This is a genomic window from Streptomyces sp. NL15-2K (assembly GCF_030551255.1).
Classification (GTDB): Bacteria; Actinomycetota; Actinomycetes; order Streptomycetales; family Streptomycetaceae; genus Streptomyces.
In genome coordinates this window covers 6579946-6591583 of sequence record NZ_CP130630.1, presented here as the reverse complement: position 1 = coordinate 6591583, position 11638 = coordinate 6579946, and the positions used below count along the sequence as shown (strand labels likewise).

General features: G+C 69.7%; 11 protein-coding genes. 6 read left to right on the top strand and 5 right to left on the bottom strand.

Annotation, left to right across the window (positions count from 1 at the left end; translation table 11 throughout):
* Positions 1–10: 10 nt before the first annotated feature.
* Entirely contained in the window at positions 11–1348 is a 1338-nt protein-coding gene (locus Q4V64_RS29710) for a hypothetical protein (RefSeq protein WP_124440203.1), read from the bottom strand.
* 187 nt (positions 1349–1535) lie between these two features.
* Complete coding sequence (locus Q4V64_RS29705; protein WP_124440204.1) at positions 1536–2651, bottom strand: alpha/beta hydrolase-fold protein; 1116 nt, start codon at positions 2649–2651, stop codon at positions 1536–1538.
* Between the two features lie 224 nt (positions 2652–2875).
* Between Q4V64_RS29705 and Q4V64_RS29700 the strand changes: the two genes are divergently transcribed.
* The 6 genes from Q4V64_RS29700 (at position 2876) to Q4V64_RS29675 (ending at position 7958) form a co-directional block, all read left to right on the top strand.
* Complete coding sequence (locus Q4V64_RS29700; RefSeq protein ID WP_124440205.1) at positions 2876–4684, top strand: phosphatidylglycerol lysyltransferase domain-containing protein; 1809 nt, start codon at positions 2876–2878, stop codon at positions 4682–4684.
* Positions 4685–4788: 104 nt separating this feature from the next.
* The gene (folP, locus tag Q4V64_RS29695; protein WP_124440206.1) at positions 4789–5679 is read left to right on the top strand and encodes a dihydropteroate synthase; all 891 of its coding nucleotides are present in this window, start codon (positions 4789–4791) and stop codon (positions 5677–5679) included.
* Entirely contained in the window at positions 5676–6179 is a 504-nt protein-coding gene (locus tag Q4V64_RS29690; RefSeq protein ID WP_124440207.1) for a nuclear transport factor 2 family protein, read from the top strand. Before folP ends, Q4V64_RS29690 begins: the two co-directional genes overlap by 4 nt.
* A gap of 264 nt (positions 6180–6443) precedes the next feature.
* Positions 6444–6803 (top strand): dihydroneopterin aldolase, encoded by a 360-nt coding sequence (folB, locus tag Q4V64_RS29685; protein WP_124440208.1) that lies wholly within the window; start codon positions 6444–6446, stop codon positions 6801–6803.
* The gene (gene folK, locus Q4V64_RS29680; RefSeq protein ID WP_124440209.1) at positions 6800–7411 is read left to right on the top strand and encodes a 2-amino-4-hydroxy-6-hydroxymethyldihydropteridine diphosphokinase; all 612 of its coding nucleotides are present in this window, start codon (positions 6800–6802) and stop codon (positions 7409–7411) included. The genes folB and folK overlap by 4 nt, the downstream gene beginning before the upstream one ends.
* Before the next feature lie 58 nt (positions 7412–7469).
* Positions 7470–7958, top strand: a complete 489-nt coding sequence (locus Q4V64_RS29675) for a DUF3180 domain-containing protein (RefSeq protein ID WP_124440210.1) — start codon at positions 7470–7472, stop codon at positions 7956–7958.
* A 12-nt stretch (positions 7959–7970) separates the two neighbouring features.
* On the opposite strand, the gene Q4V64_RS29670 is transcribed toward Q4V64_RS29675, so the two are convergent.
* The 3 genes from Q4V64_RS29670 to ftsH form a co-directional block, all read right to left on the bottom strand.
* On the bottom strand, positions 7971–8774 hold the full coding sequence (locus Q4V64_RS29670; RefSeq protein ID WP_253266952.1) for a hypothetical protein: 804 nt from the start codon (positions 8772–8774) through the stop codon (positions 7971–7973).
* Between the two features lie 32 nt (positions 8775–8806).
* A complete protein-coding gene (gene folE, locus Q4V64_RS29665; RefSeq protein ID WP_124440211.1) occupies positions 8807–9412 on the bottom strand; it encodes a GTP cyclohydrolase I FolE in 606 nt (201 codons plus the stop codon).
* Between the two features lie 130 nt (positions 9413–9542).
* On the bottom strand, positions 9543–11582 hold the full coding sequence (ftsH, locus tag Q4V64_RS29660) for an ATP-dependent zinc metalloprotease FtsH (protein WP_124440255.1): 2040 nt from the start codon (positions 11580–11582) through the stop codon (positions 9543–9545).
* Between the last annotated feature and the right edge of the window lie 56 nt (positions 11583–11638).

The following is an 11638-nucleotide window of genomic DNA, read 5'->3' as shown; positions in this document are numbered from 1 at the left end:
CGGCCGGCCGTTACGAAACCGCGCTCCGCAGCCCCTGTACGTCGATCTGCTCCGTCTCGTCGTGGGCCGTCAGGTCGATCACCTGGCCGACGCCCCTCGACTCCTCGTCCGCGTGCTTGAACTCCGCCTCGGACTCGGCCTTGTGCAGGGCGAGCGCCTCCTGCCCCACCACGTCGGCGAGGTCCTCGTTCTGCACGGCCTCCAGCGCGGCCGGCGCCGCCCCCTGCTTCGTACCGAAGAAGTCGAAGCCGCCCTCGACGGCCGGACGCCGCACGGGCGTCGGCGGTACGACGGCCACCGCGGTCGGCGCGACGAAGTGCCCGGAGGGCTGCTGTGCGGGCTGGGCGTCCTGGGCCGTGGTGGTGGCGGCCGTCGCGCGCTCATGCCCGTCGACCGCCACGGGCTGCCCCTGGGCCTCGTCCTCCTGCGTGGGCGCCGTACCCGCGGACGCGGCCTCGGCGGAACCGGCCTTCACCGGCTCGCCCTTCGGGGCGCCGTCCCCTTGCGCGGCGTCGTCGCCCTTCGTCGGGGAGCCACCCCCCTTGGGAGAGCCGTCGTCCTCCGGGGAACCGTCACCCTTCGGCGAAGCCACTCCCTTCGGCGAAGCGACTCCCTTCGGCGCAGCCACACCCTTTGGGGAACTCTCGCTCTCCTCCGCGAACTTCTTCAGCGCCGCCTGCGCCCGCACGAACAGCTTGGAACCCTCCGGCGAGAAGATCGCGGGAGCGGCGGGCCGGTCCGTGTCCGCCACGGTCTCCGCGGCCTCCGCGGCCTCCGCGTCCTTCACGGCCTCCCCGGTCTCGGCGGTCTCGGCGGTCTCCGCAGCTTCCACGGCGGTGTCGGCGTCCGCGGACGCGGCCGGCGCCGGCAACAGCTCACGGGCCGCCGGGCCCGACGCCTCTATCTCCAGCAGCCGGCGGCCCTCCAGGGCGCTCGCCCGCTCGGTCTCCGCCGTGGCGTACCGCCGCAGCAGCGCGGCGTGCTCGTTGCGCAGGCCCGCCAGCTCCGTGCGCTTCGCCCGCAGCCGCTGCTCCAGCTTGGCGCGCAGTTCGCGTGACTCCTCCAGGTCGGTCTCCAGTTCGGCGACCCGCTCCTCGAACCGCCACTCGTCGCTCGCCCGCGCGCGCGTGAGGTCGGCGACCTGCTTGCCGGCCTGCGTGTCCCAGCGGCGCATGACGACCGCGCCGACGACCGCCGTCGCCGCGGCGGCCGCGGCCAGACCACGGAGCACCGACTGCTCCGTGAACACCCATGGGCCTAGGGCACAGACGACCGAGACGCCTGCGATCGCCGACGGGGGCAGCAGCCTGTGCAAGGGCGGGGAATGGCGGTGACGTCCACGTGGCATGGCCAGAAACTTACCGCGCGTAGGGGAAACATGGTGCCCCACCCCGTAAAAACACAGCCATCCCGCAGCCTTCACGCGTCATCAGGAATCGGATCGGTCGCCGAATTCGACCGAACCGGCAAAGCACAAGATCATTTCAGTCGCCAACCAGCCGCCACTCATCCTCGCTCAACCCCCGCTCAACTCCTCAGCCGCTCAACCGCCCGCTGATCCACTGCAGCGTCGCCGGAATCTCCCGCCGCCAGGTGTTGAAGTTGTGCCCGCCGCTATCCAGGATGATCGACGAGATACGCGTCAGCTTCGTGTGCTTCACCCGCTCTATGAACTTCAGTGTGTCCTTGTAGTTCGACTCGCCGATCTTGCTGCTGGAGACGAGCAGTGAAGTGTCCGGCGCCGGCGCGTGCTTGATGTACCACCACAGGTTCGCGCGGTTGCGCAGGCCCTTGTCTCCCTGGAAGAGGTCGCCCGTGGTGGGGTCGATCGGCGCCTTGTAGTACGGCGACAGGCCCGCCCCGGCGGCGAACACGTCCGGGTGGTGCATGGCGAGCTTCAACGCGCAGTAGCCGCCCGTGGAATTGCCGATGACACCCCAACTGCCCGGTTTCTTGGCCACCCTGTAGTGCGCGCCCACGGCATCGGGCAGGTCCTTGGCGAAGAACGACTCCGTCTGCGGGCCGCCCGGGATGTCCACGCACTCCGTGTCCCGGGGCGGCGCCACCGTGGGCCGCAGCATCACCAGGATCATCGGCCGCATCCGGCCTTCCTTGGCGAGCCGCAGAGCCGTGCGCGGGTATTCGAGTTTCTCCACCAGTGCCTTCGCCGTGCCCGGATAACCAGTGAGGACGACGGCCGCCGGAAACGCGCGCGTGCGGTACTCGGGCTGGAAGTACTCCGGCGGCAGGTACACGTACGCGGGTGTGGCGATGTGTGTCGTGCGGCCCGCCACGGCGACCTCCTGGATCTGCCCGCCGACCTGCGGCCGCTCCCCGCCCACGCCCGGCACCGGCCGCGCGCCGACCACCCGGAGCGGGCCGCCGTCCGGCGTGTGGTCGACGACCACGCCCTGGTTGTCCTCCTGTCCGAACAGGTCCGCCCAGGAGGCGTAGAAGCCGAAGGCCTGGTTGGCGGCCAGGCCCACCGCCCCGAAGAGCGCCAGCTGGGTGGCGAGAAGCAGGCCGACGCGTCCGCCGACGGCCCGCCAGGTCCGCCGGGCCAGCCGTGGCCACAGCCAGACCGTGCCGACGAACAGCAGCACGGCGGACAGGACCGCCAGCACCAGCGTCTTGTTGCTCGTGAGACCCATGGATGGTTACCCGACTGCGCTTTCCGCCCGGCTCCTCACTGCCCTCGCAAGGACTTGCCCCGGACTTTCCTCGGCCTTTGAAACGGCTTTGAAGAGGAGAGTGAACCTCTCCCCCCGAGACACCGTCCTAGAGGGCGCAATGTCGCCGGATGCCCGAATCGGGCCCGGATCCAAGCTCTCTCGCGGAACTACGGGATGCGATGTCTGTCAGGACAGATGAGGAAATGTCGGGCGGGGTTCCGACCCGATCACACCGGGTGCGGCGCGCATTCCGTGGCCCGCGCCCCGAGGCCGTCCCCGCCCTCGTCGGCAGAGCCTGTGCCCTCGTGGGCCTCCTGGACATCGCCGCGGGCGTCTTCCCGCGCTTCCGGTACAGCCGTATGCACACCATGGCCGAGGTGCTGCCCGGCGCGCTCGGCCCGTTCGCGGCCGCGCTCTCGCTCAGCGCCGGGGTGCTGTTGCTGCTGCTCGCCCACGGGCTGAAGCGGGCCAAGCGCAGGGCCTGGCGCGCCGCCGTGGTGCTCCTCCCGGCCGGAGCGGTGGCGCAGTTCACGTACCGGCACTCCCTGGTGGGCGTGCTCATCTCGCTCGCGCTGCTCGCACCCCTGCTGCGCCACCGGGACCAGTTCAGGGCACTGCCCGACCCGCGCAGCCGGTGGCGAGCGCTCGCCAACTTCGTCCTCATGGGCGCCGGTTCGCTCGCCCTCGGGCTGATCATCGTCAGCGTTCACCCGAACCGCATGGTCGGCAACCCGAGCCTCGCCGATCGCATCACGCACGTCCTGTACGGCCTGTTCGGCTTCGAGGGCCCGGTCGACTACCACGGCAACACGTCATGGACCGTCGCCTTCTCCCTCGGCGCCCTCGGTCTGCTCACCGCGATCACCACGATCTACCTGGCCTTCCGGCCCGAACACCCGGCCGCACGCCTCACCGAGGAGGACGAGTCCCGGCTGCGCGCCCTCCTGGACAAGCACGGCGGCCGCGACTCCCTCGGCCACTTCGCCCTGCGCCGCGACAAGGCGGTCGTCTTCTCCCCCAGCGGCAAGGCCGCCGTGACCTACCGCGTGGTCTCCGGGGTGATGCTCGCCAGCGGCGATCCGATCGGCGACGTGGAGGCCTGGCCCGGCGCCATCGAGCGCTTCATGGACGAGGCCAAGGCGCACTCCTGGACGCCCGCCGTCATGGGCTGCTCCGAGACCGGCGGCGAGGTGTGGACCCGCGAGACCGGCCTGGACGCCCTCGAACTGGGCGACGAGGCGGTGGTGGACGTCGCGGATTTCTCGCTCGCCGGCCGCGCGATGCGCAACGTGCGTCAGATGGTCAAGCGCATCGAGCGCGCCGGTTACGAGACCCGGGTACGACGTGTCCGTGACCTCGGCGAGGCCGAGCTGGACCGCATCCGCCGCGCCGCCGACGACTGGCGCGGCACCGACACCGAACGCGGCTTCTCCATGGCCCTGGGCCGCATCGGCGACCCGGCCGACGGCGACTGCCTCATCGCCACCGCCCACAAGGACGACCAGCCCGGTCCGTACGGCGACCTGAAGGCGATCCTGCACTTCGTGCCGTGGGGCACGGACGGCGCCTCCCTGGACCTGATGCGCCGCGACCGCTCGGCCGACCCCGGCATGAACGAACTGCTGATCGTGGCGGCCCTCCAGGCGGCCCCCCGCCTCGGCATCACGCGCGTGTCGCTCAACTTCGCGATGTTCCGCTCGGCCCTCGCGCGCGGCGAGAAGATCGGCGCGGGCCCGGTGCTGCGCGCCTGGCGCGGGCTGCTGGTCTTCCTCTCCCGCTGGTTCCAGATCGAGTCCCTGTACAAGTTCAACGCGAAGTTCCAGCCCCGCTGGGAGCCCCGCTTCGTCGTCTACCGCGCCTCCGGCGATCTGCCGCGCATCGGCTTCGCCGCCATGCAGGCGGAGGGCTTCGTCAACCTGGCCCTGCCGCTGCCGCGCTTCCTGCGCCGCCGTACGACCCCGGCACGCGCGTGTGCCCACGGAACGGCGGAGCACAACGTCCGCGCGGCGTGACCCTGACTGGCCCGAGCGGAAGCCCCCACCCCCTCCTCCAGCCCCGGGGGCTTCCGCTCGGGCCGCGGCATTCTGCCGTCCGGCCCTGGGCCTAGGCTGAACACATGAGCAAGCAGAGCGGACGCGGGCACGTCGCGGGTCTTCCGGAGTGGGACCGCTGCGCGGTCATGGGAGTCGTGAACGTCACCCCCGATTCCTTCTCCGACGGCGGCCGCTTCTTCGACACGACGGCCGCCGTCAAGCACGGCCTCGAGCTGGTCACCGAGGGCGCCGACCTGGTCGACGTCGGCGGCGAGTCCACCCGCCCCGGTGCCACCCGGGTGGACGAGGCCGAGGAGCTCAAGCGCGTCATCCCCGTCGTCCGCGGGCTCGCCTCCGAGGGCGTCACCGTCTCCGTCGACACCATGCGCGCCCGCGTCGCCGAGCGAGCCCTCGCGGCCGGCGCCGCCCTCGTCAACGATGTCAGCGGCGGCCTCGCCGACCCCGCGATGATCCCCGTCGTGGCCGCCGCCGACGCCCCCTTCGTGGTCATGCACTGGCGCGGCTTCCTGCAGGGCGGCAACGTCAAGGGCGTGTACGACGACGTCGTCACCGAAGTCGTCGACGAGCTGCACGCGCGCGTGGAGGCCGTTCTGGAGGGCGGCATCGCCCCCGGCCGTGTCGTCGTCGACCCGGGTCTCGGCTTCTCCAAGGACGCCGAACACGACCTCACCCTCCTCGCCCACCTCGACCGCCTGCTCGGTCTCGGCCACCCGCTGCTCGTCGCCGCCTCCCGCAAGCGGTTCCTCGGCCGCGTCCTGGCCGGCCCGGAAAGCGCGCCGCCGCCCGCACGCGAGCGCGACGCCGCCACGGCCGCCGTCTCCGCGCTCGCGGCGCACGCCGGCGCATGGGCGGTGCGCGTGCACGAGGTGCGCGCGACGGCGGACGCCGTGCGGGTGGCACGCGCCGTGGAAGACGCGCGGGTCGCAGGCAACGGCGCAGAAGGAGCCCGGTGAGCGCCCCCCACACCGACGTCGAGCAGGTCGAGGCCGCCAACACCGCCTTCTACGAGGCGATGGAGCGGGGCGACTTCGAGGAAGTGTCGTCGCTCTGGCTCACCCCTGGCGACCTGGGCGTCGACGAGACGTACCACGATCCGGCCGACGTCGGCGTGGTCTCCTGCGTGCACCCCGGCTGGCCCGTGCTCACCGGTCGCGGCGAGGTCCTCAGGTCGTACGCCCTGATCATGGCGAACACCGACTACATCCAGTTCTTCCTCACCGACGTGCATGTCTCCGTCACCGGCGACACCGCCCTGGTGACCTGCACGGAGAACATCCTCAGCGGCGGCCCGGCCCCCGAGGGCGGCGAGGAGCTCGGCCCGCTCGTCGGCCAGCTGGTGGTCGCCACGAACGTGTTCCGTCGCACACCGTCCGGCTGGAAGCTCTGGTCCCACCACGCCTCCCCGGTTCTGGCCGAAAACGACGAGGAAGAAGGCGACGAGTCCCCGGCCTGAGTGGGTAGGCGACCCCATGGGCCACCCGCCCGCAGGGACCAAGAAGTGGTTGGAATCACGAACCTGCGGGTAGGGGCGGCTACCAGCCCGTGAGCCGCCGGATTCCCCAGGGGAAACGCAAGGTGAAACCTCCTGGCCCCGGCGCGGGCCCGCGCCCCCCTGGCCCGGCCCTGTCAGTGCCCGCAGGTAGATTCGTTCGAGGCCGGTGTGCCGCCCGCACACGGTACGAACCGGCCGTCACCGACGATTGCAGGAGTGATTCGCGTGGATCGTGTCGCGCTGCGCGGCCTGAAGGCCCGCGGGCACCACGGCGTGTTCCCCAAGGAGCGCGAGGAGGGCCAGACCTTCATCGTGGACCTCGTCCTGGGCCTGGACATCCGGCCGGCCGCCGCCGACGACGACCTGGCGAAGACCGTGCACTACGGCATCGTGGCGGAGGAAGTCGTGGCCGTCGTCGAGGGGGAGCCCGTCAACCTCATCGAGACGCTCGCCGAGCGCATCGCCCAGGCCTGTCTGAAGCACGAAGGGGTCCAGGAGATCGAGGTCTGCGTCCACAAACCCGACGCGCCGATCACGGTCCCCTTCGACGACGTGACCGTCACCATCACCCGGAGCCGAGTATGACCGCGTTCTTCACCGAGGGTCAGAGCGACCCGACCGTACAGCCGGTACCCGCCTCCGTCGTCGAGAAGGTCGACGCCGCCGACACCACCCTCCACAACCCCAAACGGGCCGTGATCTCCCTCGGCTCCAACCTCGGCAACCGCCTGGAGACCCTCCAGGGAGCCATCGACGCCCTCGAGGACACACCCGGCCTCCGCATCAAGGCGGTCTCCCCGGTGTACGAGACGGAGCCGTGGGGCGTCGAGCCCGGCAGCCAGCCGTCGTACTTCAACGCGGTCGTGCTGCTGAAGACCACCCTCCCGCCGTCCTCGCTCCTGGAGCGGGCGCACGCGGTCGAGGAGGCCTTCCACCGGGTACGGGACGAGCGCTGGGGCCCGCGCACCCTCGACGTCGACATCGTCGCCTACGCCGACGTCGTCACCGACGATCCGCAGCTCACCCTCCCCCACCCCCGCGCCCACGAACGCGCCTTCGTCCTCGCGCCCTGGCACGACCTGGAGCCCGAGGCGCAGTTGCCCGAACGCGGGCGGGTCGCCGATCTCCTCGACACCGTCACCCGCGACGGCATCGCGCCCCGCAAGGACCTGGAACTCCGGTTGCCCGAGTAGCCGTTAAGGTCGACAGGACCACATTTCGTGGACCCCTCGGGGGAGCTGAAGGGACACCGTGAGAGAGCTGCGCATCAGGCTGCTGGCCGGCGTCTTCGTCGTCGCCGGCCTCCTGTCCTGGGCGGGCGCCCGCCTGTGGAACTCGGTCGGGACCCTTCCCAGCGTCCCCCTGGCCGCACCCATCGTCCTCGCCCTGATCGCGGTGGTCCTGCTGGCCACGGCGCTGTCGATCCGCGCCCGTCTCAAGGCCCAGCGCGAGCGCCGCCCCGAGGCGAAGGGCGTCGACCCCCTGATGGCGGCCCGCGCGGTCGTCTTCGGCCAGGCCAGCGCCCTGGTCGCCGCCCTCGTCTCCGGCATGTACGGCGGCGTCGGCGTCTTCCTGCTGGAGTCCCTCGACATCCCCGCCCGCCGCGACCAGGCCATCTACGCCGGCTTCTCGGTCCTGGCGGGCATCGCCGTCATAGCGGCGGCCATCTTCCTGGAACGCGTGTGCAAGCTCCCGGAGGACGACGAGCACAACGGCGCGGGGGCGGCTCCGGCGGCCTGATCATCGCCGGGCTCACCAGGGCTGGCGGGCGAGGTGACCGCTGACCAGGAAGCCGGGGTGGGGGTCGAGGCGGTAGCTGTAGAGGGTGAACGGCTTGGCGCCCTCGGCTCTGCGAAGGCGGACGTCGCGTACCTCGACCCAGGTGGACTCGTCCGGTTCCAAGGGGTGGTACTCGGGATGAAAGGTACTTCGCGCTTTCCAACGGTCGGTGACGACGAGGGCGGAGGCCGATCTCTTCGGGCGCGGAGTGAACCTCGCGCCGATGATCCCGGCCAGCTCCTCCAGGAACGGCACGTTGCTGCTGACCACAGTGCGCCCGTCCCACTTCTTGTGGCGGAAGCCATCTCCGTCGATGTATCCGTCCATGTGATGCGCGTCACCTCCCACATGCTGCCGCATCGCATTGGCCAGGTACGACGAAACAACCCGCACACGAAAGCCCGGGACGTCTCGCTTGAGGTACCCGGAGGGTCGCGTTACCGGTTCCAGCTGAGCCAGCAGTCCAGTCGCCTTGGTCAGGCACTCGGCATACCGCGCGGCGAAGTCCTCCTCATCGACGACGAGGGATAGGCAGTTCTTGCCGACCGTACCGTCTGCGCATGTGGCCCCGACAAAGTAGCCGAACTCGTAGCCGGGCCGGATCGTCAGCCGCTCTCGGCACAGCTTCTTCGTATGCGTCCAGGCGAGCATGCACCCTCCCCCGTCCACCGCGGGTACCCAGCCGTCCGGGGTGCTCAGCTCCTGTTTCGCGGCCACAGTGAACGTGACGCGATCGGTCACCACATCCACGACTTCACGCGCCTTGACCACCGTCATCTCAACGACGGTCGTCTGCACTGACAATCGGGTCAGCGCGCCAGTATCAGGCTCATGGCCTCGGCCCGGGTCGTAGCATCCCGAAGCTGACCTCGCACCGCCGACGTCGTGGTCTTGGCACCCGGCTTGCGGATTCCGCGCACCGACATGCACATGTGCTCGGCCTCGATGACGACGATCACGCCACGCGCCTCCAGAATCCGCATCAGGGAGTCGGCGATCTGCGTGGTGAGTCGTTCCTGCACCTGCAGACGACGGGCAAACACCTCCACCAGACGCGCCAGCTTCGACAGGCCAGTAATCTTGCCCGTTTCCGCCGGAATGTACCCAACATGAGCTACGCCATGAAATGGCAACATATGATGTTCACAGAGGCTTACGATCTCAATGTCCTTCACCAGGACCATCTCGTCATGCCCAAGATCGAACGTCGTCGTCAGAACGTCCTCGGGCTCCTGCGTATGCCCCGCCAAGAGCTCCCGATACGCGCGCGCCACCCGCGCCGGCGTCTCCAGGAGTCCCTCGCGGTCGGGGTCCTCGCCGACCGCGATCAGCAGTTCGCGTACGGCGTTCTCGGCGCGCTTCTCGTCGAACTCGCCGATGGTGCCCCCGCCGTCAAGCGTCACAGGGTCGGTCATGTGGTGCCTCAGTTCCTAGGTGTCCTGCATGCGGTGTCCTGCATGCGCATACGACGATGCCGCGCCCCCAGGCTAATCCAGGGGGGCGCGGCATCCTTCCGGGCCTGGTGAGGCCTCCGAGGCCAGGAGATCAGCTCTCCGGGCGATCCTCGGGGGCGGGTTCCGTCGCCGGGGCGGGCTCCGCCGCGGTGGCCTTCGCGGTGGTGATCGCCGGCGTCGCGCCGTTGGCACCGTTCGTCAGTGCGAGCTCCTTGGGGGAGAGCACCGGCGGACGGGTGGACGGCGTACGACGGGACGAGCCGGTCCATGCAGGTCGCGGCGGGCGCTTGACGATGGGGGCGAAGATCTCGGCGATCTCCTCCTTGCCCAGCGTCTCCCTCTCCAGCAGCTGAAGCACCAGGTTGTCGAGGACGTCGCGGTTCTCGACCAGGATCTCCCAGGCCTCGTTGTGCGCGTTCTCGATGAGCTTCTTGACCTCTTCGTCGACCAGCGCGGCGACCTCTTCCGAGTAGTCGCGCTGGTGAGCCATCTCACGTCCGAGGAACGGCTCGGTGTTGTCGCCACCGAACTTGATGGCACCCAGACGCTCGGTCATGCCGTACTGCGTGACCATCGCGCGGGCCGTGGCCGTGGCCTTCTCGATGTCGTTCGCCGCACCCGTGGTCGGGTCGTGGAAGACCAGTTCCTCGGCCGCGCGGCCGCCCAGCATGTACGCGAGCTGGTCGAGCATCTCGTTGCGCGTGGTCGAGTACTTGTCCTCGTCCGGCAGGACCATCGTGTAGCCGAGGGCCCGGCCTCTCGACAGGATCGTGATCTTGTGGACCGGATCGGAGTTCGGTGAGGCCGCCGCGACCAGGGCGTGACCGCCCTCGTGGTACGCGGTGATCTTCTTCTCCTTGTCCGACATGATCCGGGTCCGCTTCTGCGGGCCCGCCACGACGCGGTCGATGGCCTCGTCGAGCATGTGGTTGTCGATCAGCTTCTTGTCCGAGCGGGCGGTGAGCAGCGCGGCCTCGTTGAGGACGTTGCTCAGGTCCGCGCCGGTGAAGCCCGGCGTGCGGCGGGCGACCGCCGACAGGTCGACGTCCGGGGCGACCGGCTTGCCCTTCTGGTGAACCTTGAGGATCTCCAGACGGCCCTGCATGTCCGGGCGGTCGACCGCGATCTGGCGGTCGAAGCGGCCGGGGCGCAGCAGCGCCGGGTCGAGGATGTCCGGGCGGTTCGTCGCGGCGATGAGAATCACACCGCCCTTGACGTCGAAGCCGTCCATCTCGACGAGCAGCTGGTTCAGGGTCTGCTCGCGCTCGTCGTGACCGCCGCCGAGGCCGGCGCCGCGGTGGCGGCCGACCGCGTCGATCTCGTCGACGAAGACGATCGCCGGAGCGTTCGCCTTGGCCTGCTCGAACAGGTCACGGACTCGGGAGGCACCGACACCGACGAACATCTCGACGAAGTCGGAACCGGAGATCGAGTAGAAGGGGACCCCGGCCTCGCCCGCGACGGCGCGCGCCAGCAGGGTCTTGCCGGTGCCGGGAGGGCCGTACAGGAGTACGCCCTTGGGGATCTTCGCCCCGACGGCCTGGAACTTCGCCGGTTCCTGGAGGAACTCCTTGATCTCGTGCAGCTCCTCGACGGCCTCGTCCGAGCCTGCGACGTCCGAGAACGTCGTCTTCGGGGTGTCCTTGGTGATGAGCTTCGCCTTGGACTTCCCGAAGTTCATGACCCGGGAGCCGCCGCCCTGCATCTGATTCATCAGGAACAGGAAGACGACCACGATGAGTACGAAGGGGAGCAGGGACAGCAGGATCCCGACGAAGGCGTTCTGCTTCGTCGGCGAGACCGTGTAGCCGTCCGGGATCTGCTTGTCCTGGTACTTGTTCTGCAGGGTGCCGGCGATGGTCACGCCCTGGTCGCCGATGTAGCTCGCCTGGATCTTCGAGCTGCCCTCGACCTTTTCGCCGTTCTTGAGCTGGACCTTGATGGTCTGCTCGTCGCCGGTGGTCAGCTTGGCCTCTTTGACCCTGTTGTCATTGATCGCCTGGACGACCTGGCCGGTGTCCACCGTCTTGTAGCCGCCGGACGAGCCGACGACCTGCATCAACACGACCACGGCAAGGACGGCCAGCACGATCCACATGACCGGCCCACGGAAGTATCGCTTCACGTCCATCCATACGGAGCGGTGCCGCCCCGTCCCTCCTGCCATAGTGAGTTTGATAAGACAGT